Annotated in this window: 24 protein-coding genes; 11 read left to right on the plus strand and 13 right to left on the minus strand. The window is 66.9% G+C overall.

What is annotated here, in order from left to right; all coding sequences use genetic code 11:
- Positions 1-11: 11 nt before the first annotated feature.
- Positions 12-1,064 carry an aldo/keto reductase gene (locus tag Hhyl2_RS11530; RefSeq protein WP_483550917.1) on the plus strand — a complete coding sequence of 351 codons (1,053 nt, stop codon included), beginning with the start codon at positions 12-14 and terminating at the stop codon, positions 1,062-1,064.
- A gap of 109 nt (positions 1,065-1,173) precedes the next feature.
- On the opposite strand, the gene Hhyl2_RS11535 is transcribed toward Hhyl2_RS11530, so the two are convergent.
- From Hhyl2_RS11535 to htpX, 7 genes are all read right to left on the minus strand, one after another.
- Positions 1,174-1,695 carry a hypothetical protein gene (locus Hhyl2_RS11535; RefSeq protein WP_483550918.1) on the minus strand — a complete coding sequence of 174 codons (522 nt, stop codon included), beginning with the start codon at positions 1,693-1,695 and terminating at the stop codon, positions 1,174-1,176.
- 308 nt (positions 1,696-2,003) lie between these two features.
- Positions 2,004-3,038, minus strand: a complete 1,035-nt coding sequence (locus tag Hhyl2_RS11540) for a sensor histidine kinase (RefSeq protein WP_483550919.1) — start codon at positions 3,036-3,038, stop codon at positions 2,004-2,006.
- 44 nt (positions 3,039-3,082) lie between these two features.
- Positions 3,083-4,129, minus strand: coding sequence for a DNA repair and recombination protein RadA (gene radA, locus Hhyl2_RS11545; protein WP_483550920.1), 1,047 nt, complete (start codon positions 4,127-4,129; stop codon positions 3,083-3,085).
- A gap of 119 nt (positions 4,130-4,248) precedes the next feature.
- Positions 4,249-4,686 (minus strand): hypothetical protein, encoded by a 438-nt coding sequence (locus tag Hhyl2_RS11550; protein ID WP_483550921.1) that lies wholly within the window; start codon positions 4,684-4,686, stop codon positions 4,249-4,251.
- Positions 4,687-4,693: 7 nt separating this feature from the next.
- A complete protein-coding gene (gene pspAB / locus Hhyl2_RS11555; RefSeq protein WP_483550922.1) occupies positions 4,694-5,311 on the minus strand; it encodes a PspA-associated protein PspAB in 618 nt (205 codons plus the stop codon).
- Positions 5,312-5,563: 252 nt separating this feature from the next.
- Positions 5,564-6,583, minus strand: a complete 1,020-nt coding sequence (locus Hhyl2_RS11560; RefSeq protein WP_483550923.1) for an alpha/beta fold hydrolase — start codon at positions 6,581-6,583, stop codon at positions 5,564-5,566.
- 203 nt (positions 6,584-6,786) lie between these two features.
- On the minus strand, positions 6,787-7,668 hold the full coding sequence (htpX, locus tag Hhyl2_RS11565; protein WP_483550924.1) for a zinc metalloprotease HtpX: 882 nt from the start codon (positions 7,666-7,668) through the stop codon (positions 6,787-6,789).
- Positions 7,669-7,770: 102 nt separating this feature from the next.
- On the opposite strand from htpX, the gene Hhyl2_RS11570 reads away from it, so the two are divergent.
- Complete coding sequence (locus tag Hhyl2_RS11570) at positions 7,771-8,658, plus strand: NAD-dependent epimerase/dehydratase family protein (RefSeq protein WP_483550925.1); 888 nt, start codon at positions 7,771-7,773, stop codon at positions 8,656-8,658.
- Positions 8,659-8,692: 34 nt separating this feature from the next.
- On the opposite strand, the gene Hhyl2_RS11575 is transcribed toward Hhyl2_RS11570, so the two are convergent.
- Both Hhyl2_RS11575 and Hhyl2_RS11580 read right to left on the minus strand, forming a co-directional pair.
- Positions 8,693-10,849, minus strand: a complete 2,157-nt coding sequence (locus Hhyl2_RS11575; RefSeq protein ID WP_483550926.1) for a thiol-activated cytolysin family protein — start codon at positions 10,847-10,849, stop codon at positions 8,693-8,695.
- Positions 10,850-10,966: 117 nt separating this feature from the next.
- Entirely contained in the window at positions 10,967-13,189 is a 2,223-nt protein-coding gene (locus Hhyl2_RS11580) for a histidine kinase N-terminal 7TM domain-containing protein (protein ID WP_483550927.1), read from the minus strand.
- Between the two features lie 204 nt (positions 13,190-13,393).
- On the opposite strand from Hhyl2_RS11580, the gene Hhyl2_RS11585 reads away from it, so the two are divergent.
- The 3 genes from Hhyl2_RS11585 to Hhyl2_RS11595 are packed head-to-tail and all read left to right on the plus strand — an operon-like array spanning position 13,394 to position 16,150.
- Positions 13,394-14,512: a 60S ribosomal export protein NMD3 gene (locus Hhyl2_RS11585; protein WP_483550928.1), complete on the plus strand. Its 1,119-nt coding sequence runs from the start codon at positions 13,394-13,396 to the stop codon at positions 14,510-14,512.
- Between the two features lie 58 nt (positions 14,513-14,570).
- Positions 14,571-14,999 carry an SHOCT domain-containing protein gene (locus tag Hhyl2_RS11590; RefSeq protein ID WP_483550929.1) on the plus strand — a complete coding sequence of 143 codons (429 nt, stop codon included), beginning with the start codon at positions 14,571-14,573 and terminating at the stop codon, positions 14,997-14,999.
- Between the two features lie 41 nt (positions 15,000-15,040).
- A complete protein-coding gene (locus Hhyl2_RS11595) occupies positions 15,041-16,150 on the plus strand; it encodes a class I SAM-dependent methyltransferase (protein WP_483550930.1) in 1,110 nt (369 codons plus the stop codon).
- A 146-nt stretch (positions 16,151-16,296) separates the two neighbouring features.
- Here the strand turns inward: Hhyl2_RS11595 and Hhyl2_RS11600 are convergent, their stop codons facing one another.
- The gene (locus tag Hhyl2_RS11600) at positions 16,297-18,024 is read right to left on the minus strand and encodes a helicase C-terminal domain-containing protein (RefSeq protein ID WP_483550931.1); all 1,728 of its coding nucleotides are present in this window, start codon (positions 18,022-18,024) and stop codon (positions 16,297-16,299) included.
- A gap of 278 nt (positions 18,025-18,302) precedes the next feature.
- Here Hhyl2_RS11600 and Hhyl2_RS11605 point away from each other — a divergent pair, with 278 nt between their 5' ends.
- Positions 18,303-18,497: a cold-shock protein gene (locus Hhyl2_RS11605; RefSeq protein WP_483550932.1), complete on the plus strand. Its 195-nt coding sequence runs from the start codon at positions 18,303-18,305 to the stop codon at positions 18,495-18,497.
- 115 nt (positions 18,498-18,612) lie between these two features.
- Here Hhyl2_RS11605 and Hhyl2_RS11610 read toward each other — a convergent pair whose 3' ends face one another.
- Entirely contained in the window at positions 18,613-18,822 is a 210-nt protein-coding gene (locus tag Hhyl2_RS11610) for a DUF7561 family protein (protein WP_483550933.1), read from the minus strand.
- Between the two features lie 86 nt (positions 18,823-18,908).
- Between Hhyl2_RS11610 and Hhyl2_RS11615 the strand changes: the two genes are divergently transcribed.
- The 3 genes from Hhyl2_RS11615 to Hhyl2_RS11625 all read left to right on the plus strand — a co-directional run bounded on the left by Hhyl2_RS11615 (position 18,909) and on the right by Hhyl2_RS11625 (position 21,252).
- Entirely contained in the window at positions 18,909-19,514 is a 606-nt protein-coding gene (locus tag Hhyl2_RS11615) for a class I SAM-dependent methyltransferase (RefSeq protein ID WP_483550934.1), read from the plus strand.
- Positions 19,515-19,585: 71 nt separating this feature from the next.
- The gene (locus tag Hhyl2_RS11620) at positions 19,586-20,521 is read left to right on the plus strand and encodes an NAD(P)H-binding protein (RefSeq protein WP_483550935.1); all 936 of its coding nucleotides are present in this window, start codon (positions 19,586-19,588) and stop codon (positions 20,519-20,521) included.
- Entirely contained in the window at positions 20,518-21,252 is a 735-nt protein-coding gene (locus tag Hhyl2_RS11625; protein WP_483550936.1) for a DUF7530 family protein, read from the plus strand. The genes Hhyl2_RS11620 and Hhyl2_RS11625 overlap by 4 nt, the downstream gene beginning before the upstream one ends.
- On the opposite strand, the gene Hhyl2_RS11630 is transcribed toward Hhyl2_RS11625, so the two are convergent.
- Complete coding sequence (locus tag Hhyl2_RS11630; RefSeq protein ID WP_284010962.1) at positions 21,239-21,412, minus strand: DUF5786 family protein; 174 nt, start codon at positions 21,410-21,412, stop codon at positions 21,239-21,241. The two genes, Hhyl2_RS11625 and Hhyl2_RS11630, sit on opposite strands and share 14 nt — an antisense overlap.
- Positions 21,413-21,565: 153 nt before the next feature.
- On the opposite strand from Hhyl2_RS11630, the gene Hhyl2_RS11635 reads away from it, so the two are divergent.
- A complete protein-coding gene (locus tag Hhyl2_RS11635) occupies positions 21,566-22,540 on the plus strand; it encodes a DUF5784 family protein (protein WP_483550937.1) in 975 nt (324 codons plus the stop codon).
- Between the two features lie 37 nt (positions 22,541-22,577).
- Positions 22,578-23,633 (plus strand): enolase-like domain-containing protein, encoded by a 1,056-nt coding sequence (locus Hhyl2_RS11640; protein WP_483550938.1) that lies wholly within the window; start codon positions 22,578-22,580, stop codon positions 23,631-23,633.
- Positions 23,634-23,657: 24 nt separating this feature from the next.
- Here the strand turns inward: Hhyl2_RS11640 and Hhyl2_RS11645 are convergent, their stop codons facing one another.
- Positions 23,658-24,173, minus strand: a complete 516-nt coding sequence (locus tag Hhyl2_RS11645; protein WP_483550939.1) for a DUF367 family protein — start codon at positions 24,171-24,173, stop codon at positions 23,658-23,660.
- Positions 24,174-24,223 lie beyond the last annotated feature (50 nt).

A 24,223-nucleotide genomic window follows, 5' to 3' on the forward strand; every position in this document is an offset into this window, starting at 1 on the left:
AACCCCCGGGCATGAAATACGACACGCTCGGGACCACGGACGTCGAGGTCTCCCAGGTCGGCTTCGGCGCCTGGGTCGTCGGAACGGACTGGTGGGGCGACCGGACACGCGAGGACGCCGTCGAGATGATCGACCACGCCGTCGAACAGGGCGTGACCTTCTTCGACACCGGCGACGTCTACGGCCACGGAAACAGCGAGGAGATCATCGGCGAGGCGCTGGCCGACCGCCGTGACGAGGTGACCGTCAGCACGAAGATCGGCTACGACTTCTACAACAACCCTCAGGCCGGCCACGGGGAACTCCCGAAGAAAGTCACGCCGGAGTGGATCCACACCGCGACCGAGCGCTCGCTGGACCGCCTGGACATGGACCACGTCGATCTGCTGATGCTCCACAACGCCAACGTCGACGAGGTCGACGAGGACGTCCTCGAAGCGCTCGACGAACTCCGCGAGGAGGGCAAGGTCGAGGCCATCGGCTGGGCACTGGGCCCCTCCATCGGCTGGCTCGCCGAAGGCGACGCCGCCGTCGCCAACGAGTTCGACGCCCTCCAGACCGTCTTCAACCTCTTCGAGCAGACACCGGGTCGGCACTTCGTCGAGACCATCCGCGAACACGAGGCCGACACCTCCATCATCGCCCGCGTCCCCCACTCCTCGGGCCTGCTGAACGAGCAGGTCACCCCCGAGACGGAACTGGGCGAGGGCGACCACCGCGCCCACCGCCCCGACGAGTGGTACGAGACCGGCTGGGAGAAGGTCGAGTCAATCCGGTTCCTCGAACGGGAAGGTGACCGCACGATGGGCCAGGCCGCCATCCAGTGGCTGCTGGCACACGACGAGGTGGCCTCGGTGACGCCGACGTTCCGGACGACCGCCGACATCGACGAGTGGGCCGGTGCGCCGGACACGCCACCGCTCAGCGACGCGGAGTTCGACCGCGTCCAGGACCTCTACGCCGACAACTTCGGTATCGACCGCGACGACGGGATGGACGCCCTGCGGTCCTCGGTCGGCGGTGAGGATCTGGACGGGACAGGGATGAAGTCTGCTGGGGATTGAACGGGAAGGCGTTTCATCGCCGACCTGCGATCAGCCGCCGAGCGCTGGGGAGTGAACCGGGAGGCGTGTAGCCGCCGCTCGACGGCACGCGATACCCGCCCCCGCCCGATTACTCTGTCGCGGACTGCAACTCTGCCGGCGCTGTCAGCGTGTCGTATCCGCTGGCCGTCGTCAGCCGCCGCTTCGCGTCGTGGCGGAACGTCGCCGCCCGTGTCTGGTCACCCTGCTCGCTCGCGAAGGTGAACCCGCTGAGCCACTCGGCGGCCTGCCAGAAACAGGTCGCCTTCTGCCGGGCCGCGGTCGCCGTGACGTCGATCTGATCGCTCTCGGCCTCCCGCTGGGCCGTCCAGAAGTGATCGACGCTCTGTTCGAACTCGCTGGCGGCGTCGTTGAACCCACCGCGCGCGAGCGTCGTCGACCCACTCTCCAGTGTCGCCATGGCCTCGCTCAGGCGTCGTCGTGCCTCACGGTACGTCGTGTATCCCAGTCTGTACGCCCGTATCGCAGCGGCGTCCCCGTAAAGCGTCGCGACCTGGTCGCACGCCTGGCAGATAACTGTCGGCCGCGTCGCTGCCGTGACTCTGTACTCCGTCTCGCATCCGCTGCACCGGAATGTATCGCTCGTACTCATTGGTCCCACCCAGTAATTAATCATTATCTTTGATTTGGTAAATAGATTGTCATACCAGTCCACCGTCAGACATGATGTTACACTGTGACGATCTGGAGGCGAGACGCTACCCTTTTGGTTACCACGTGACTCCAGTCTCGTACTGCGGTTTTCGTCGATAACCCCTCTGTTTCACTAGGAGATGTACCGTCGTCGTGCGATTCTGTCGCACGCTGACCACTTTCACTCCGGTCCGTCAGACGGACGAAAGACGCCAGACGGCGATCGGTTCGAGATGAAACGAAGGGGTTCGAGGACGGGTGACACAGTCACGCACTGGAGTCGGTCGCACGCTCGACGCTAGAGAAGACGAACATCGCACCGCCCGCAGAACTATCAGAAATCTGTACATCCCACTCGTGGACTGTCGCGATCCGCTGGACGATGGTGAGTCCCAGCCCCGTCCCACCGCCCTCCCTGTTCGTCGTGAAGCCGGCTTCGAGAACCTGCTCGTGCCGGTCGTCGGGGATACCTGGACCGTCGTCGGCGACGGCGAACCCGTCGTCCCGATCCGAGAGCGTGACGGTCACGCCGGGACCGCCGTGCTCGACCGCATTGCGAAAGAGGTTCTCCAGCAGCTGTGTCAGCAACGACTCGTCGGCCATGATCGTCGCGCCGGATTCGATCTGGAGTGTGGCGTCGTCGGTCTCGACGTGGGCCCAGGCGGCCTCGCCACAGCGGTCGAGTGCGACGGGGTCGACGGCGTCGAGTTCTGTCCGCCGGGCGATCAGTAGCGCGTCGTCGATGATGTCCTGCATCCGTTCGAGCGAGCGTTCGATTGCCTGTGCGTGCTCCCCGTCGACCAGTTCCGAGCGGCCGAGCGCGACCGTCAGCGGACTCTGGAGGTCGTGGCTGAGGATTCCAGCGACCAGTTCCAGCGTGTCGTTACGGTCGGCGACGCGCTGTTCGGCCAGATGTCGCTCGGTGATGTCCGTGTGGCTGACGATCACCAGTCGCTCGTCGTCGAACGTACAGTCCGTCGCTCGCACCCGGAACCAGCGCTGTTCGGTCGGCGAGTGACACGGGTACTCAAGCGAGAACGACGACCGTGAACCGTCGACGACCGCCTCGATCCCCTCCGCGACGGCGGTCGCGGTCGCGTCCGCCGAACTCCGGCAGACCCGGAGATAGTTCTCACCGACCATGTCGCCACCGACTTCCAGTCCGTTGTCCAGCCCGAACTGCTGCCAGGACCGGTTCGTCGCACGGATCGTCCCGTCGGGTTCGAGGATCGCAATCTGGTCCGGCAGTTCGTCGAACACTGCAGCAGCGAGGCTGTCTCGCTCCGTGTGTTCGTCATTCACAGATACACCTACACGGCAAAAACAAAAAACTAGACGTTTGCTCGCTACTCGTTCATCAGGCCGCCTTCCTCGACGCGCATGACCGCTTCGCCGTCGGGGAGGTTCGGCGCGTCGACGAGTTTGACGATCCGCTTGTCGCCCTTGGACTTGCGGAGGTAGATCCGGAACGTCGAGGTGTGGCCGAGGATATTCCCGCCGATGGGCTGGGTCGGGTCACCGAAGAACGAGTCGGGGTTGGAGGCGACCTGGTTGGTGACGACGACGGCGGTGTTGTTGAGGTCGCCGACCCGCATCAGGTCGTGGAGGTGCTTGTTGAGCTTCTGCTGGCGCTCTGCCAGTTCCCCGCGGCCGACGTACTCGGCGCGGAAGTGGGCCGTCAGCGAGTCGACCGCGAGCAGGCGGACCGGGAACTCCTCGTCCTGGGTCTCGCTGGCGATCTCCTGGGCCTTCTCGGCCAGCAGGATCTGATGGTTGGAGTTGAACGCCTTCGCGACGTGGATCTTGTCCAGCACAGAGGCAACGAGGTCGTCCAGCAGATCCTCGTCGGTGGCGTCGGCCTCCCCCTCCTCTGCGATGCCGTGGAAGACCATCGTGTCCTCGATGACCTCGTCGTCCTGGCCCTCGACCATCTGCTCGATCCGCTCGGGCCGGAACGTGTCCTCGGAGTCGATGAAGATGGCGCTGCCCTCCAGGCCGCCGTGTTCGGCCGGGAGCTGGACGTTGACGGCGAGCTGGTGGGTCACCTGGGACTTGCCAGCCCCGAACTCGCCGTACACCTCGGTGATCGACTGGGTCTCGACGCCCCCACCGAGGAGGTCGTCGACCTCGCCGACGCCCCAGGAGAGCTTGCCGATCTGTTCGCGGCGTTCGAGTACCGTCGAGCCGGTCTCGAAGCCGCCGATGTCGGCAGCCTCGCGGGCAGCGTTGATGATGTCGGCGGCCGACGACTCCCCGATGTCGGCCGTGTTCGACAGTTCGCCGGGCGAGGCGACCGCGATGCCCTGATAGGAGTCGAATCCGTTGTCTTTCAGCTTCTCTGCTGTCGCCGGGCCGACGCCGGGCAGGTCTTCCAGGTCCTCACTTGCGGACATGGACGTGGCTTGCGCCCGATGACACATAAACCCACGTTAACAGGGGAGTGAAAGTGAAACTGCGGGACAGCAGTGGGACAGGTCGGGTCGGTATCGGGAGCTTTACACGGGAAGGGGAGTCAGAGCCGACCGCTTCCCACGAAGACCAGGCCGAACGCGCCGGCGAAGAGCAGTCCGTCGAACAGCGGCCCGGTCGTCGAGAACAGTTGCGGGCCGAGCGCGCCTGTCAGAAGGAGTGTCCCGAACGCAGCGGTGGCGAGCGGATTCGCGGCGAGCGACTGGCCGAACACACGGACGGACCAGTACGTCGACCGTCCCACGCCGGCGAGTTTCGCGCCGAGGGGACGGTTCCCGTCCGGGTTCTCCGCGGGGTCGAAGCCAGCGAGCGAGTCGGCCGTGACGACCACACCGGAGTGGACGCGCCGGCCGTCCGCGTCGCCGACACGCAGCAGTGTCACCGAGTCCTCGGGTCTCCCGACGACGCGATAGATACCGCCTGGGACCGCGTCGTCGGTCGGCCGGTAGTGGTCACCCATCACGGGACCGGCGGGCGACATCGACGCCTCACTCCCAGGGATGGTACCCCGCCCGGTCGGGCCACAGCGGGTACCAGTACTCCTTGTCCTGCTCGACAGTGAGTTCGCCGTCGAGGTTGCTCTCCAGTTTGAACTCCGCGGTGGTGTCGCGCTCGTGGTCCCGGTCGGGGTCGGGCGCGAACGGGTAGTAGGCGCCCCGACGGAACGAGTAGACCCAGTAGACCGGGTCGAAGTTCCGGTCGCTCTCGAAGGCAAAGAGCGCCGCGAGCAGCCGTGAGCCGTAGCGGCGCTCGATGAGCGTATCGGCGGCGAAGTGGATCGACGTGACCAAATCCTCGAAGTCGCTGTCGTGGAGGACGACCCACTGGTAGCCGTGGTCGTCCTCGGTGAACTCCACCTCGGTACCGGTCTCCCTGGCGCCGGCGTCGAGGATGTCCCGGACCTCCTGTTTGGCGTCCTGGAAGTCCGTGCTGTCGACGTCGCCGAAACAGAGCGCGGCGTCCCCCGTAGCCTCGTAGCCCAGATCGGCCTCCATCGTGATGTACGCCGTCGACATCCCGAACAGATCGTCGGGGTCGGCCTCGCGGGTAGCGTCGGCCTCGGCTTTCACTCCGAGGACGCTCTTGAGTCCGTCGAGTAGTCCCATACACGTACGTCGGTGGCCGGGAATAAGGCGGTTTTCGTCCTGTCGTGGTCATTGGAGAGCAATGCACGCCGGATCGTACTGCTGTCGTGCGATCTGAATGTGAATCGTGCCAGGTGGTAGTATCTCGTGACGGGGGAGACGAAATTGCCGACAGTACCGGTGTGGGAGAGACACGAGGTGTGTGCAGCAGTCGAATATCGAGACGCTGATTGGCCGAGAACGGTCACCCTCACGTCGGAAGCGTAGTTGGGCCTACTGTCGAGTCGTCGAATTCACGCTCTCGATTGTCGACTCAACGAACGATTGGAGCGCGCTTCGGACGCGTTCGGCATCGGGGCCAACACCAGCGAGGTGATCGGCATCGACGCGGACGAACTCGACGTCTGGCAGTGCTTCGACCACAAACTCGGCGTGGGAAATCGGAACGGCCGCATCGAACTCCCCGTGAAAGACCAGGACCGGACATTCGATCGTCTCGTAGTCGACGACGGGGAGCTCGCGGCACCAGCGTTCGTCGTTGCGCGTCCCGTCGATGCGGGCGCTGGCGGGGAGGATGGTCGGGGCGAATGCGAGATCCCGCCTGTGTTGTGCAGGGTGTGTCCGGATGTATTCGACGTAGGTTTCGAGGGCGTCACCCTCCAGCGTCGAGAGCCCGGCGTGCATGTTCTCGATGAACCGATCGGGCGTGAACCGGTGGAAGAAGGCGAGTAGACCGGAGCGAATGTCGAGTACCGGCGTCGAGGTGAGCAACGGGTCGAGGATCGGGTTGCCCGTGTCGTACATTCGCTCGTCGATCTCGGTCGTGATCGCCGAGGCCAGGACGAGCCCCGCGACTCGCTCTGGATACTCGGCGGCGAGCTGGAGGGCGACCGGGCCCCCACAGGAGATACCGACGACGATCGGGCGGTCCACGTCGAGAGCGTCGAGGAGTGCCACGAGGAGGGTAGCCTGGTCCTCGAAGGACCGGTGGTCGTCGAGCGGTGTCCGGAGAAAGCCCGGTCGGGAGGGAGCGATAATTTCGATCCCATCGCCAAGCACCCCGTCCAGGAGGAGTCCCTGGTCGTAGCCGCCCGGTGCTCCGTGCAGTACCAGCACGGGGTACCCCGTGCCCCGTCGGGCGACTTCGACGACACCGCGCTCTGTTTCGACGAGTTCACTCCCGGCCGATAGCTCCGCGAGTCGCCGCCGTTTCCAGCGCCAGACTGCGCCGCCCGCCGCGCCGAGGAGCAAGCCCGCACCGATTCCGATCGACTGTCTCAGGTTTCGGCGCATATCGGGAACTACGACTGCTAGAGACATAGGTTCTGAGGGAGTTTCGATCACGGGTGACCGCTGAGTACGGAGACCGACGGATGCACTGTTGTGGCGGCGGACAGAGAAATCCGGTGAGAACCCGGATACTGCCCGGAAATACGCGCCCTCTCGGCAGCACAGCTGCTGAAACCGATCACTGCTGGAGAACTCCAACGGGTCGTCTAGCGGCCTTCCAGTTCCCGTTCGAGGTCGCGCAGACGGTCGATTCGTTTCTCGGTCGCGGGGTGGGTGCTGAACAGGCGCCCGATCCAATCGGCCCGGATGGGGATGATGAAGAACGCGTTCATCTCGGACTGGCTCCGGAGGTCGTCCTTCGGGACTTTCTCCATGCCGCTGTCGATCTTCATCAAGGCGGTCGCCAGCGCGGAGGGCTTGCCCGTGATGACCGCGGCGCCGCGATCGGCGGCGAACTCGCGGTACCGAGAGAGCGCCCGGATCAGCAGGAACGAGACGATCCAGACGACCAGCGACGCCAGGATCGCGACGATGACCGGCGCGGCCTGCTGGCCACCGCGGTCACGCCCGCCCGCGAACAGCCAGCCCCACCGGACGATGAGGAAGGCGATGGTCGAGAGGAACGAGGCGATTGTCATCACCATCACGTCGCGGTTCTTGACGTGGGCGAGTTCGTGGGCGATGACCCCCTCCAGTTCCTCCTGGTCGAGTGTGTTCATGATCCCGGTCGTCACGCAGACGGCGGCGCTCTTCTGTGAACGACCCGTCGCGAAGGCGTTGGGGACCCGCGTGTCGGCGACGGCGACCTTCGGTTTCGGGAGGTCGGCCTGCTGGGAGAGCCGTTCGACCGCGCGGTGGAGTTCTGGATACTCGTCGGGGCCGACCTCGCGGGCCCCCATCGAGTACAGTGCGAGCTTGTCGCTGAAGAAGAACTGCGCACCCATGAACAGGGCCATCACCAGCACCATCGACGAGAGCCGCGTGAAGTACAGACTGAGGAGGCCGATGAAGACGATGTACAGCGCGAACAGCAGGAACATCGTCAGGACCATCCGACCGCGGAGTCCCCAGTCGGTTTTCCACTGCATGGCCGACCGTAGGCGACCGAGACTCTAAAACCCCGCTATCGTGCGGTGACCTCTCACGGCAGTCCCCGCAGGCATTTGTGCGCGTGCCCCGAACGCCCGGCCATGACCGAGACCGTTCTCGTCACCGGTGGCCGCGGCCGTTCGGGACGCTGGATCTGTGACCGCCTCGCCGGCGCGTACGACGTCGTCTGTGTCGACCTGGACCACCCCGGCTGGGAGGTCAGCGAGCGCGAGCACGTCACCTTCCGGGCGGCGGACGTGACCGACAGCGGCGAGATCCGTGACCTCCTCGCCGAGTTCGACCCCGCGACGGTCGTCCACTGGGCGGCACTCCCGGCCCCGACCCGCCACGCAGGGACCAGGGTGTTCGAGACGAACGTCTCGGCGACCTACAACGTGCTGGACGCCGCCGGCCGAGCCGGCGCCGACGTCGTCTGGGCGTCCTCCGAGAGTGCCTACGGGCTGGCCTTCGCCGCGGAGACGCCGCTGCCGGCGTATCTCCCCATCGACGAGGACCATCCGATGGCTCCCGAGGACCCCTACGGCACCTCGAAAGTCGCCGGCGAAGAGGTCGCGAAGATGGTCGCCCGCCGGGACGGCGTCGACGTCGCCTCGATCCGGCCCTCGTGGATCCAGTACCCCGGCGAGTACAACTGCCTCGACGTCGAGGAGCTGGCCGACGGCGCCGGCAACTGCTGGTCGTACGTCGACGTCCGGGACGTCGCCAGCCTCGTCGAGGCCGCCCTGGAAGCCGACCTCGACGGCCACGAGGCGTTCCACGCCGCCGCTGCGGAGAACTATCTGGGACGGCCCACCGCCAATGTTGTCGCCGAATACTTCGGCGAGGTGCCGGCCGAATGCGAACTGGACGGTGAGCAGTCGGCGCTCTCGACGGCCAAGGCGCGCAGCCTGCTGGACTGGGACCCCGAACACGACTGGCGGACCGCCGGCGACGCCGCCATCAGCGAACCGTCCCTGCTCGCGGAGTAGCCACCGGAGCAGCGCCGGGGCGACCCGGCCCCGGTCACGGCGGGATCGGCGAGATGTCGAACGAGAGTTCCAGTTCCGACCCGTGGTCGTTCCAGCGCTGGGTGAACTTCCCGCCGCCCTGGCCGGCGCGGTCGGGGTCGCTGGGCGCCTGGTCGAGGAACCACTTGACGTTCTTCTTGTTGCCGAAGTCGTTGTTGGAGGTCGGGTCCTTCTCGTAGGGACGGGCGGTGACCTGGATGTACGACCGGGTCCTGTCGAGTTCGTGCACGTCGTCGAACATGAGTTCCGCGTCGACACCCAGATCCTTGCGCCGGCCCTGCTTGATGTTGACGTGGGAGCTCTTGGATCGGTGCCAGACGCGCCCGTCGCTGCGGCCACCGCGTGGCTCGATGCGGGCACTCGTGCCCGTGACCTGTGCCCCCTGTTGGATCGGCCAGCCGACGACGTAGACGTCACCGTAGATCTCCTCCTCGTTGCCGGGGTCGGACTCCGTGATGACCTTCCAGGACATGTTGTGGACACGGTACGACCGAGTTTTGGGCTGGCAGTTACGCTCGGTGTAGGACGTCGTCATGTAGGTGTTTGCCGTGTCGAGGTTGCTCAGGTACTTCGTCTGGTAGGCGATGGGAACGCCGGGCGACGTGGTCGGGTCGTAGGTCGCGCCCTGCTGGATGAAGTTCCGGATCGCCTGGAGCGCGCCCTCGCCGGGTTTGCTGATGAGTTGCGCACCCTGCGAGGCAGCCCCGCCTAACACCTGAACGTTGATCTTCGTGTCCCTGAGGACCTGCTTGTGCTTGATATCGAGCGACGCGGACCCGTTTCCGGAGCCGATCTTCATCGCGACGTCTAGGGCGTTGGCGATGTCGGTTCGCTCGTACTTCGATTCGGCCGAGAACAGTAAGATACGGCCGTACGAGACGTTGTTGACGATGACGTCGTTCCGTTTGAGGTAGGTCCCCGGGTTGGAGACGACTCCGTTCGCGACCGGGTTCGGCAGGGAGATGTCGGCGCTGTAGTACTGCTGGTAGAACTGTGCCATCAGCTTGTTCGTCTCGGACTGGCTGGAGAAGTCGAACTTGTTGTCGACCTGGACGGTCGGACTGTCGTAGTGGACCCCGAGGGTGACGTCCAGTTGCTTCGCCGAGTGGATCTGGTGGATGGTGTAGTTCATCCGGGCCGGCGTGTTCGCGTTCTGGTTGTACTGTCCCAGAATGTTGTCGAGTTCGGTCCGGTACCGCCCGACAGACGGGTTCTGCAGTTGCCGTGTGTTCTTCCCGCTGATGTTCCGCAGCGAGACGGAGAGCTCCAGTGGGTTGCGGATCTGACTCGCCGGAGTCCCGCCGCGTCGCTGTGAGGAGAGCGCCGGTGAGAACTGTCCCTTGGCGATGCTCTCGGCCTCCAGGATCGCACCGGGCCAGATGACCCCGATCTGAGGGTTCAACAGGAAGTTCGTCCCACTGCCGGAGGTGATACGGCGCTGCTGGGTCGTACAGATCATGTCGCCGCGGGTTTCGGTGCCCTCGCTACCGACCTTCGAACTCCCGGCCTTGCCGGTCTGGGGTGTGACCGTCACCTCGATGGTCCCGCTCTTGGAGACATCCGTCGGGTCACCGACAGCGGATTTGCCAGTGTTGTTGAAGACGCTGGGGTCGATCGCGATCGGGTCTTCCGGAAGCAGCGGGTCCTCCGGGATGAAGATCGGGTCGTCCGGGATCGTCGTGCTGTTCTCGATGACGCTGTCCGGGACACAGCTGCCGTCGACGACACAGGGAATCGGGGTCTGGGGTTCGATCGGGGTGACGACCGGATTGGTTCCCGGCGTGGGCGTCGGGGTCGGGGTTCCTGTCGGGGTCGGCGTGGGTGTCGGTGTCGAGGTAGGCGTCGATGTCGGGGTCGGGGTCGCCGTCGGCGTTGGCGTCGCCGTCGGCGTGGGCGTCGGTGTCGCGGTACTGGGCTGTCGGGTCGTCGTGACCGATGTCGGCGTCGCGCTGCCGTCGCCGCCACTGCCACCGCCTCCGCCGCCGTCTCCACCACTCCCGCCGCTGCCACCGTCTCCACTCCCACCGCTGCCACCGAAGTCACCGAACGGCGTCGATATCGAACACCCGGCGAGCCCGGCCGCCGACATGGCGGCGGCGGTCCGCAGGAGCGTTCGGCGGTTCACCATCTCGCTGTCGTCATCTGAACCCATTGTCTCTGCTCGCAGATGACCAGTTACCGACGAGTACGTTGCCACTAACTGTGTAGTGCCGGTCGGTACGATCGGCCAAAACCGCACGACAACGGTCGGTTTATCGTCGTACCAGTGTCAGTCGTCGGTGTCACGCTCCCGGTCGAAGAGGTCGGTGAACAGCGTCCCCTCGGCCTTCCGGAGGTGGGCGTGGAGCGTCGGCGCGGCGATGTCGAGTGCGTCCGCGACCTCCTCGGCGGTCGACCCTCGCGGCCAGTCGAAGTAGCCGGCACGGTAGGCCGTCTCCAGGACCTCGCGCTGACGATCGGTGAGGTCGGCGGTGGTCTCACTGGAGAGGTGGTCGTCTCGAAGTGCCGGGCGGTCACGAGTCCGCTTGGCGTCCAGACGGGTGTGGTCGAACGCCGAGGTGATGCGGTCGACGAGGCCGCGCACGTCCGCGTCAGCCGGTACCTCGACGACGACAGTGGTGTGCTCGCCATCGGCGGTCAGGTCCAGGACGTGTGCCCCCTCGTCGACGAGCGTCCCGACCAGCGTCTCCGGAGGGAGCGACCACTCCAGCAGCGCCCCGTCGTCGGTCTCTCTGACGGTTCTGGTACGTGTCGGGTCGACGTCGGACAGCGCCGCCGTGACGGTGTCCGGGTCGCCGTCGGTGTGCAGGTACGCCAGGTGGCCGTCGGTGACGTTCGGGACCAGTCCGTGGAGTTCGAGTCGGGCGTCCGCGGCCGCGGCCACACCCAGCAGCGTCCCATCGGTGGCACGGCTGTGGAACTCCAGTTCGACGACCGAGTCGGCGTTGAGCAAGCGCCGGTTCTCGGCCGCGTTGAGCGCGTGGCCGATGAGTTCACCCAGTTCGACGAGGACCTCGCGTTCGCGGTCGGTGATCTCCGACCAGTCGCCGTCGCCGTCGCGGGCCGAGTGGAGCGTGAGCGCCCCGTAGACGGTCGGCCCGTAGACCAGCGGGACGACGGTCCAGGCACCGGCGTCCGCCCCGCTGTCCTCGACCATGATCGTCGGGCCACCGTCGGTCTCTAGCGGGAGGTCGCCCGGGAGGTCGCCCGGAACCGCCGGCGCCGACCCGTCGGCGCCCGTCGTCGCGACCGTCCAGCACTCTGCCTCCCCGTTCCAGGTCGGGACATCGGCCGCACATGCCGTGCGGTAGAGCCCGGTGTCGACGAGCCGGTCACACACCGCCTGCATGATGTCGTCGCCGTCCGTCGCGCTGACGAGCGCCCGGTGGACGCTACGAACCGCCGTGTTGAGATCGTCGAGTCGCTCCAGGCGCTCGTGTTGCTGTTCGAGCCGGTGCTCGCGGCGTTTCCGCGCGGTGATGTCGTGGACGACGAGCGTGTGGCCGGTCAGCCGGTCGTGCCGGTCGTGAATCGGCGAGGTTCGGACCTCGTAGACGCCGTCGGCGAGTTCGATCTCGGCGAGCGCGTCCTCCGCGTCGAAGTCGATAGCGTCCTCGTCGACGAGCGAGCGGACCGGTCGTCCGAGCGCGTCGGCCGGCGGACAGTCGAACAACTCCGCGGCGGTCGGGTTGAGATACAGCACCTGTCGGTCGGTGTCGACGATGACGACGCCGTCTTCGAGATGCTGGAGGACCGCGCTCTGCCCGAGTTGCCGGGTCGCCGGCACCAGATCGAACAGCCGGTGGCGAAAGAGTGCGTAGCCGAACGCGATCCCGGTCACGAAAAACGAGTAGGGCGTCAGATCCAGTGGCGGGTTCCTGATCGGCGTCACCGAGAGCACCGACATCGCGCTGGCGACGATGGGCGCTGCCACACCGAGGACGACGAGGACCGCCTGGTCGGCGTAGAGATGGTCCGAGAACCAGACGAGTCGCAGGAGGAGGATGCTCCCGACGCCAACCACTGCGTACATGAACGCCGTGTACACCCAGAACCACGGGCCAAAGGGCTGCTCGTAGATGGCCAGTCCATCGACCACGACGAGCGTGTTCTCGGCCCACATGAGTCCGTGCCAGGCGTTCGTCCAGGAGAGGACGATGGTCACCGCGGGGACGACACAGAGCACGGCGACAGTCCGCCGGTCGATGATCTCGTCGAGGCCGGTGTAGGCCAGCGCGAACAGGAGCCAGAAGACCGGGATGACGGCAGTTCCGGTCCACTGGAGATACTCCCAGAACAGCCGCCACTCCGGGTGCAGCGTCAACAGCCCGATCAGGTGGGTCCCGGAGTATACAGAGAACCCGACCATCAGTCCGAGGAAAGCGGTCGCGCCGTGTTCGCTCCGGTGGCGCCAGGCGTAGCCTGCCAGAACCGTCGTCACCAGCACCGAGAGTCCGAGCAGGACGACGTGGATGATCGGCACGAGGATCATCGCTGACTCCTCGGCTGGCGTGGGGCCGCGTGTCGGCGATGACGACACAGAGGAGGTGCCAGCCGCGCTACCATGACACACAAATTTCGCTTGGATGACTTAATCTAACCGGCCGAAGCGAACCTCGCGTCGACGGAGCCGGGACGGGGCCGGCAGCGGGGACAAACACACTCCTTAAACAGCCGAGTCGTCTACCACGAGCCAATGAGCCGCTCGGGAGAGTTCTGTCCACGCTGTGGCGACGAGAGAGGGGAGCGTGCGGACAGGCCGAGCATCGCCGGCCAGCGCGACCCGGACAGCGTGCTGTGTGACGCCTGTTACTTCGAGGAGTTCGACCTCGTGGACGCGCCCGACCGTATCGAGGTGCGTGTCTGCTCGCGGTGTGGCGCGGTCCACAAGGGGAACCGCTGGGTCGACGTCGGCGCCGAGGACTACACCGACGTCGCCGTCGACCAGGTCAGCGAGGCCCTGGGCGTCCACGTCGACGCCCAGTCGGTCGCCTGGCAGGTCGCCCCCGAGCAGGTCGACAAGAACACCATCCGGATGCACGCGGAGTTCTCGGGGGTCATCCGCGAGACGCCAGTCACCGAGCAGGTCGTCGTCCCCGTGAAGATATCGCGCCAGACCTGCGAGCGCTGCGGGAAGATCGCCGGCGGGTCCTTCGCCAGCGTCGTCCAGGTGCGCGCCGACGGCCGGGACCCGACCGACGAGGAGATCGAACGCGCCGAGGAGATAGCCGAGGCGTACATCGCCGACCGCGAGGAGACCGGCGACCGCAACGCCTTCATCACCGAGACCAGCGCGGTCGACGAGGGGCTAAACATGAAGATCTCGACGACCCAGATGGGCCACGGCATCGCCAAGCGCATCACGGCGCAACTGGGTGGGTCGTACTCGGACTCGAAACGCCTCATCAGCGAGGACGAGGACGGCCAGCGCCTCTACCGGGTCACCTACGCCGTCCGCCTGCCACGGTACCGCCAGGGCGAGGTGATCGACCCCGAGGACGGCGACGGTCCCGTCCTGGTACGGTCGGTCCAGGGGAACCTCAAGGGGGTCCGCCTGGCGACCGGCGACCACTACGAGGCCAGTTTCGAGGAGGGCGAGGCGCCCGATGCACGGCGCCTGGGCTTCCGCGAGGACGGCGAGGAGACCACACTGGTCGCCGTCGAGGACGCCCACGCCGTCCAGGTGCTCGATCCCGAGACCTTCGAGAGCGTGACGGTCCCGCGCCCGGACTATCTCGACGCCGATGCGGAGACAGTCACGGTGCTCAAGAGCCACGCGGGACTGCACGTCCTGCCAGAGACGGACGGAGACTGAGACGGAGTCCGATCCGTTCTCGCGGGTTTTTTCACCGCTCTGTGCGTAGCGGTTTGCGATGTCCGATACCTGGTCCCGCCAGCGTGCCCTCCCCGCGCTCCGGAACGGCATCTCGTCGTTACTCAGACTGACGCCGCTGCTGGTCGCACTCGGAACGTTCGTCCTCGTGGTTCTCCAGCTAGTCAACGGACTGCCGTCCGAGGCCATCGTGGAGACGGCTATCGGCGGTTTCCTGCTCGCGACGCCGGTCGCCGCGCTGTTGTTCTGGCCGACACCGTCGTTCGTCCCCGAACTGGATCTCGGTATCGGTGCGGACGGCGCGACCGCCGAGACGCCCGACGGGCCGGTGTCGACGCTCCGCGACCGCTACGCTCGCGGCGAGATCTCCCGCGAGACGTTCGAGCGGCGACTCGACGGACTCGTCGAGACCGAAGACGTGACCGCCGTACCGGGCGACGAGCAGGAACTGCACCGCGAGACGGAGTAACTCGAAACCGTTTCGTCCCTGCTGGGCGTCCGGTCCGATAGATGGACGAGACCGCACAGCACCTCGCCGTCGTCGTCGCCAAACCCCGGAGCCAGACGGTCATCGAACGACTCCGGGCCGAAGATGTCTACGACGACAGCCGTAGCGTCACCGAGTGGAGCGACGAGACGGTGGCCATCCCGGTGACAGCGCCGCCCCAGTCGGTGAGCTACCGCGAAATCGTCCGCCAGGTCGGCGAACCGCGCCTGCGAACGCTCGACGACCACCTCCGCGAGCGGGGTTGGACCGACGCCGAGTGCGAACAGGCACCCGCCTCGTGGGCTGTCGTCGGCAGCGTCGTCCTCGTCGAGATCGGCGACAGCCCCCGGCCCGAGGAAGTCGGCGAGGCCCTGCTACAGCTACACGGCGAGGCCGATACCGTGCTGGCCCGCCACGGCATCGACGGCGCCCACCGCGAACCCGACGTCGAGGTGCTGGCAGGCACGGGCGACACCGAGACGGTCCACGTCGAGCACGGGACCCGCTACGCGCTGGACCTCGCCGAAGTGATGTTCTCGCCGGGCAACAAGGCCGAACGGGCCCTGATGGGCGAGGTGGTTCGCGAGGGACGGAGAACCCGGCCCTCGGAACCGGCGAGCGGTGAAACCGCGAGCGGGACCGACGAACGCGTCCTGGACATGTTCGCCGGCGTGGGCTACTTCACGCTCCCGATGGCTCGCGCGGGCGCGCATGTCACTGCCGTCGAGCGCAACCCAACCGCCTTCCGCTTTCTCGTCGAGAACACGATGCTCAACGACGTGAGCGAGCGGGTCGAGCCGTATCGCGCCGATTGTCGAGACGTGGTCAGCGCGGGCTTGAGCGACGCGAAGGGCCGCGCTGACTTCGCCGCCGGGCAACGCGCCGACCGCGTGGTGATGGGCTACTACGAGGCCTGGAAGTACCTCGACAGCGCGCTGGCCGCGCTCGCGCCCGGCGGCGTCCTCCACATGCACGAAGCCACCCCCGAGGCGCTGGTCTTCGAGCGTCCCATCGAGCGCCTGGAAGCCGCGGCCGCCGACGCCGGCCGCTCCGTCGAGGTGCTCGACACCCGGCGCGTCAAGAGCTACAGCGAAGGCGTCGCCCACGTCGTCGTGGACGCTCGCGTGGAGTGAGCGTCGACACGGACACGCTCTCGCCGTCGAAACGCCTAATTGTCCCAGCAATCAAGGAGAGCTATGGACAGACAGCAGGTCATGGCCATCATCCTGACGCTGTTGATGGTCGGTTCGGGGATCGTCTACGGCATCTCCTTCGCCTTCTAGTCCCAGACGTCCGACAGCGGGTGGCTCCCCGAATCCGACCGCGAGCGCGAGCGGTCGCGCCGTCGTTTCGTCCCGGCACTGACTCCCGACAGCGCCGCGTCCGGCGCGAATCGCGGCAGGTCTGGCGTCGATAGCCGGCTGACCTGCGCAGCGAACCAGTCGGGGGTGTCGTGGCTGGCCCGGTCGAAGAGGTCCAGCAACGACGAGTCAGCCAGGTAGGTCGCACCGTAGTCGTCGGGCGCGCGGATCACGCGCCCGCAGGCCTGGATGACCGTCCGGAGCGCGGTGCGGTAGTACCAGCCCCACTGGTCGTCCTGTAGGCGGCGCGCGACCCGCGAGTCCCGCGTGTTGGGGTAGGGCGCCTTGCAGATGACCTGCCAGCGACAGAGGTCGCCCTCCAGATCCAGTGCCTCCTCCATCTTCACCGAGAGGAAACAGTCGGGGTTGTCGCTGCGCTTCCAGGCCGCCAGCGCCCCGTCCCGGCCATCCTTGTCGTGGCCGCGGACGCGCGCCCCGACACCGAAGTCGTCCAGCAGTTCCCGCAGGCGCTCCTTGATCGCGTAGGAGTGACAGTGGACCAGCCCTTTCTCGTCGGGGTGGGCGGCCATGATGCGGACGATGGTCCGGGCGATGTCGGGCAGCGTCTCCTCGCGGTGCTCGTAGGTCATCTTCCCCTGGGTCACGTCGTACAGCGGCCGGTTCTCGACGGGGAAGGTGTGACCGACCTCGACGAGCGCGACGTTGTCCGGGTCCAGACCGACGTTGGCACAAAAGGCCGCCTTGTTCAGGATCGTCGCCGACAGCAGCGCGAATCGGTTCCCGCGGTCCCAGACTGTGTGTTTGAGGTACCGCTCGGGGTTCATCGGCTTGATGGTGACCGCGCCGCCCTCGCCGTCGGGCTGGTCGACCACCCAGGTGGTCGCGCTGTCGGCGTCGCGGTAGTCCTCGCGGAACCACTGGAGGTCCTGGCGCAGCGTGTTCAGCGAGTCCCGCTCGGCCACCTCGTCGGGCGAGAGTTCGGCGTTGCCCCGCAGTTCCTTCACGCGGCGCTCGGCGAGGTGTTCGACGCGTTCGGCCAGGGCGAGCGCCTCGTCCAGTCCGTCCAGGTCGGGGACGTCGATGTCGTTCCACAGGGGGATGGTCTCGGGCGAGAGGTCGATCGTCGCGTACATCTCCGCCCAGTCGCCCAGCCCGTGGGCCTCGTCGATGACGACGACATCACGCTTGCCGAAGACGTCGCTGCCGGCGGTCTGCATGAAGTACGCGAGCGTCATCGCGGCGATCCGGCGGTTCGAGGCGATGGCGCGGTCCGAAAAGTACGGACAGCGGTGTTTCACCTGGCAGTCGAACTCTCGTTCGCGCACGCAGGGTGCCTGGTTCACCGGGGTGTCGGTTTCCCCAGGGAGGATGCAGTCGTAGTTGTTCTTCCCGCGGATGACCGACAGATCCTCCAGAAGCGCGTCCTCGGCGACGTCGTCGAGTTGCGAGACCTGTGGCGTCGTGTAGTAGGCATCACAGACCTGTTCGGCGGCGGCCTCCCCGGCAGTCCGGGCACAGCCAGCGATGGCCCGTGCCAGGAGGGACTTGCCACTGCCGGTCGGCGCACGGACGAGGACGACGTCGTTGCCGGCCTCGAACGCCGCGCGGATGTCCGTCAGGGCCTGCTGCTGGTTCCCCCGATAGCTCGGGGCGGGGAACTCGTCGTGGATCCGCGCCGGGTACACGACAGGAGGCAGGGGCAGGGCCGGCGTAAACCTTTCCTGTCGGTGGCTGCCTCACAGGTCGACGATGCAGGCTGCTCCCGCGCGCGGCCACCGAGGTCCACGCCGACGGCGCCCAGAACCGCCCGACGTGTCCGTGGCGGTGTCGCCTACCACGACCGACCGAGTGCGACCTGAAGGGCGTTTTCCCCGTCGTTCGTGGGCCGTGGTGACACACACACGGTCGTGTGAGCGGTACTCTCAGAACTCTTATCCGTCCACCGGCTGTACGGTTGATTGCAATGGCGAAAGGAACTGTTGATTTCTTCAACGACACTGGCGGTTACGGTTTCATCGATACTGAGGACGCGGACGAGGACGTTTTCTTCCACATGGAAGACGTTGGCGGCCCGGACCTCGAGGAAGGACAGGAGATCGAATTCGACATCGAACAGGCCGAGAAGGGCCCCCGCGCGACGAACGTCGTCCGCAACTAAGCTGATTTCCGACCGCCAACCGGCGGTCGCGTCTGAGGCGTTTTCTTCGACAGTCGACCGGTGAGCGGCCGTGCTGTGGTCCGTGAGCGAAGACTCGACACGGTCAGTAGCGTCGCTACTCGCCCAGCGCGGCGACGTCGGCGGCCGTCACCTCGCGGTCGTCGGGCAGCCGGTCGATGCAGTCGTAACAGAGGAAGTGCTCGGTGTCGTCGCCCAGTTCCAGGATGATCCCCTCGGTCGGACGGCTCTTCTGTGTCCAGATGTTGGCGATACCGCCGCCGATAGGGACGTCTTTGCCACAGCCGTCGCAGGGCTGGGATGCCATACCCGCTCTAGGCGCGAGCGCCGGGAATGTCTTTCCCCACGACGGCCACCGGGACGTACTTCAGCGCCCCAGCCCAACCCGCGCCCATGAAGAAGTCCATCGACGAGCACGCCGAGCGGTTCTCGGATCACGCCGCCGACTACGACGAGAGCCAGGACTCCCCGGAGTACCGGGCCTGTGCCGATCTGGTCGTCGAGCACGCCGCCCCGGAGGCCGACGACGTGGTGCTGGACCTGGGGACCGGGACCGGCGCCATCGCGTTCGGCCTCGCGGCCGACGCCGAGCGTGTCATCGGCCGGGACATCAGCGAGGGGATGCTCGACCAGGCCCGCGAGAAGGCCACGGAGCGGGGCATCGAGAACGTCACCTTCGGCGAGGGACGGTTCCGCGAGCCCAACGTCGAGGAGTCGGTCGACGTCGTCACCTCGAACTTCGCGATGCACCACCTGAGCGACGACCAGAAGCGCGCGGCCATCGACGTCATCGCCGGGCTGGAACCGCGCCGCATCGTGCTGGGCGACGTGATGTTCTTCGGCGAGCCCAACCCCGAGGACCCCTTCTACAGCCCCGAGGTCGACGACCCCGCGACGGTCGGTGTGCTGGCCGACGCGTTCACCGACGCCGGCTACGCGCTGACCGCCGTCGAGATGGTCAGCGACCAGGTGGGCGTGCTCGTGGCCGAACAGGTCTGAGACTCGTGGAGTTCTGTGTCCCCGGCGCACCGGAGCCGACCTTTTAACCCGCTGCCGGCCCGTGTGGCTGTATGCACGTCCTGGTCACCGGGGCGACGGGCTTCGTCGGGAGTCATCTGGTCGGCGCACTCGGACGGGCCAGCCACGACGTCCGCGTGCTGGTCCGTGACCCCGCTGGGTACGATCCACCCGCCGGCGTCGACGTCGCCGTCGGCGACCTGCTGGACCCGGCGAGCTTCGCCCACGCGTTGGCGGACGTCGACGCGGCCTACTACCTCGTCCACTCGATGCGTGCCGGCGCGGACTACGCCGACCGGGACCGGCGGGCGGCCAGGAACTTCCGGACCGCGGCCGAGGCCGCCGGCGTCGACCGCGTGATCTATCTCGGCGGACTGGGCGGCGACAACGGCCTCTCGGAGCATCTGGCCTCCCGCCGTGAGGTCGAACTGCTGCTGGCCGAGGGTGACTACGACCTGACGGCGTTGCGGGCGGCGATCGTCATCGGCGACGGGAGCGCGAGCTTTCGCATCATCCGGACGCTCGCCACGCGGTTCCCGGTCCTGTTCGCACCGAAGTGGGTCCGTACCGACTGCCACCCTATCGCTATCGACGACGTGGTCGCGTACCTCGTCGGTGTCCTCGACGCGCCCGAGACCGCCGGCGAGACCTACGAGATCGGCGGCCCCGAGGTCATGAGCTACGCCGAGATACTCCGTCGGACCGGCGCCCTGCTGGGGTCAGGTCCGCCGCGGGTCGTCCCCGTGCCGATGTTCACGCCCGGCATCGCCGCCTACTGGGTCGGCCTGCTCACCGAGGTGCCAGCGAGTGTCGTCCGTCCGCTCGTCGACGGCCTGAAGACGCCCGTCGTCGCCAGCGACGACCGTCTCGGCGAACTGGTCCCGGTCGACCCGACGCCGTTCGACGAGGCGGTCAGGCGGGCGACGACCGAGCGGGAACCAGCCCCGGTCCCACAGGCCGCGGCGGCCGACGGGGGGGACCGGCGGTGAGCCGCGGTGATCCACACCCGGTCTACGGTGAGACGTGGGTCTACGAGAGTATCGTCGGCGCACTTCCCGGCATCGAGTTGCCCACGTGGGCAGCAGTCGCGATCCAGCTGTTCGTCTTCGAGGTTGGCATCGTCGCGCTGTCGTGGTACTACGACGTCTGGCCGGCCGCCATCGCCGGGACGGCGGTCGTCATCGTCGCCTCCATCGGTAGCGTCGAGATGCTGCGTATCAGTACGCTCGTTCGCCGGATCGACGTGCCCGAGACCTACCAGGCGCTGCTGTTCTCCTCGAACGTGGAGGTGGTGCTGTCGGTGCTGGCGTACATCGCCATGCTGACCCACCTGTTCGTCTTCGACCCGCAGATGAGCCAGAATCCCATCGTGACCGACCTCTTCGGCGAGGAACCGCCGGTCCTGGTCGTCTACCTGATGTTGCTCATCCTCTGGGACGTCAGCTACCGCATCGGCACCGGCTGGTGGGCCAGCGTCACCGGCCTCTGGCGGTCGGCGCGCTACCAGTTCGACCCAGAGACGGCGCGTGTCTTCCAGCGGGCGGACATGGAGACGCTGGGCTTTGGCATCCTCCAGCTCGTGCTCGTCCCGTTCGTGTTGAACTACCCGGTGTTACTGTCGGCACTGCTGGCACACGTGACGGCAGTGACGATAGTGACGGGCCTGTCCGTCCTCTTGCTACGAGTCAGGTCCAGAACTGCGGACGTTATTCCGAGTTGATCTGTTTGAACTGGTCGAGGAGTTCCTCGGTGGATTCGCCGGAATCGTACTCGACAGACCCGTGATACGCTGTCCGGTCGTCGTCCTCCGACAGGTCGACCTCGTTGTTCTTGCGCTCACGGCGTTCGTGTTCGTCGTCGTCATACGCTCCCATCGACATAGGTTACCACACCCAATCTTGTGAACTAATGCCTATCAATGTAACGGTCACCACAGTACCGCCGTTTCGGCGGCTCTCCAGCCCAGATTCGCCGGTAGATGGGGACGAGCCACAGACGGAACCCACAAGACGACAGACAGCGTAGTGTCGCGTGTGGCTGGCCCGATCAGATTTCGGCACTCGAAAGAACGCTGGAGCGAGGACCGCGTCCGGCGGGACCTGCTGGCACCGCTCGCGGACTCGTTCGGCGCTGACCTGACGGGCCCGTGGTTCGCACCGCCCGAGGGGTGGGCGGCCAGACGGCTGGAGATGCACAACGGCGACCTGGCGCTGTTCTGCTGGAACGGCCAGGAGGCCTACTGGCTCGGCAACACCGAGACGCCCAGCGCGCTCTGGCAGACGACGAAGTACACGTTCGACGAGGGGCCAGACGAGATATCCGAGTGGGCACAGCGAGAGCTGTTCGCCCAACTGGAGGTCGAGGACCCGTGGCTCACCGAGTACGAGCACCTGGCGCAGTTCTTCCTGCCGGTGTTGCTCTCGAAGGACGGCCGGGAGTCGACCCGGACGTTCTTCCGTGAGTACGCCGCCGGCTTCCCCGACGCCGACCGCGAGACGGCGCTGTCGTTCTACGACGAGTTCCTGGGCAGCGGGGCGCTGGACGAGTATCGCTACACGATGGCGAGCAAACTGGGGACCAGCGAGGGGTTCGACCGGACACGGATGGCGGCGACGATGGGCGAGTTCAACGTCGCCAAACTCCTCGTGGACGCGGGCAACGACTTCGAGCCGGAGGTCGAACTGGGCTCGGGCCACGCCATCGACTTCCGCGTCGAGGACACGCTCGTCGAGGTGACCCGCCCCCGCCCGCCGACCCGTCGGCAGGTCGACACCGCCGTCGGCGCGCTCACCGCGTCGGCGGACGCGAAGACCCGCGACCAGCTGGCGGCCCACCCCGGGGCGGTGCTGGTCGTCGACTGCTCGTCGTTCCGGGACGACGAGTGGCGCCGTGTCTACGGCGAACAGCCCGACCCCGGCTACCAGCCGACTGTCGTCTTCCGGTGTCGCCCCGACGGGCGCGTCGAGGGGTACACCGTCGGCTCGGTGCCGTTCCCGCTCCCGTTCTGAGCGGGGCCTTTACCCCTGTCGCGGTCGAGACCCAGGTATGTACGACCAAGTGGCCGACCTCTCGCTGACCGTCGACGACTGCGCCTTCGAGCTGCGCGAGCGGGCCACGTCGAGTGGCTTCGACCGCGCGACGACGACCGTCGGTCTCTCGGGCGCCGGCGAGACGGGCAGGGGCGAGGACGTCACGTACACCAACGAAGCCCACGAGGCGCTCGTCGACCACAGCGTCGACCTGGCAGGCGAGTACACGCTGGACTCCTTCTCCGAGCGGCTGGACGACGCCGACCTCTGGCCGGAATCACCCGACGAGGAGCGGTTCCGCCACTACCGGCAGTGGGCCTTCGAGAGCGCCGCGCTGGACCTGGCGCTGCGGCAGGCCGACACGAGCCTCGGGGCCGCATTGGGCCGCGAGTACGACCCCGTCACCTTCGTCGTCTCGACGCGGCTCTCCGATCCGGAGGAGGACCAGCCTCCCTCGACCGATCGCCTGGACGACCTGCTGGCGGTCCACGACGACCTGGCGTTCAAACTCGACCCGACCCCCGACTGGGACGAGGCGTTCCTGGCGTCGCTGGCCGACTACGACGTCCGGGTGCTAGATCTGAAAGGGCTGTACGAGAGCGCCGAAGTCGCCAACGAGGCCGACGCCGACTTCTACCGCCGCGTGGTCGACGGACTCCCCGAGGCTCTGATCGAGGACCCGAACCTGACTGACGAGACCCGACCGGTGTTCGCGGGGCGGGAAGAGCGGGTGACCTGGGACGTCCCGATCACCGGCGTCGAGAGCATCCGTGAACTCCCGTTCGAGCCCGACTGGCTCAACATGAAACCGTCCCGGTGTGGCACCGTCGAGTCGGTCCTGGAGACGATCGCCTACTGCGAAGCGAACGGTATCGACCTGTACGGTGGCGGCCAGTTCGAACTCGGCGTCGGCCGGGACCACATCCAGGCGCTGGCCTCGCTGTGCTATCCCGACGCGCCGAACGACGTCGCGCCGGGTGGGTACAACGACCCCGACGCCGGTGGCGACCTGCCGGCGAGTCCGCTCGCCCCGCCGGCCGATCCCAGTGGTATCGGGACCGGGTTCGACTGACGCGGCGCTGCGGGGGAGCGTCGCTCACTCGTCGGCGAGATAGTCGTCCTGGACCGCGACCACGTCGCTCGAATCCTCGCAGTCGGCGTAGCGAGCCAGTGGCTCCTCGTTCAGTTCCAGAAAGGTGTGTCCCCAGGAGAACTTCGAGAGGATACGCTCGGCGTGGTCGCGCTCCCCGAGGATACAGAGTGCGCCGGCGAAGGCCTCGACGGTGTTGAGCTGGAAGGCCGTCCCGTAGTTGACGGGGTTGCCGGCCACGAGGAAGGGCAGGGAGCGGTGGACACCTTCCAGGTCGAACGCCTCCCGCTCGGCGGTCTCCCACGAGCAATCGAGCGCGATCAGGCGGGCGTGGCGAGCGCCGTCGCCCGCCGTCGGCCGGTCGGCCGGCGAGAGCGCGCGGTCGGCGAAGGGGTTGAGGACGATCCCCGGCGGTGTCGAGCGGGTCGCCCGGTGTAACTCCGCCAGATCGAACCGGGCGAGTTTGCGGGCGCTGCACTTCTCGGGGTCGTCGTCGCCCTCGTACCGGACGTGTAGTTCCACGGTCCAGCTACCACGTCGGCCCTCAAAAACCGCTCGTTCGGACCCGAAGC

It is taken from the genome of Haloarcula sp. H-hyl2 (assembly GCF_056934385.1).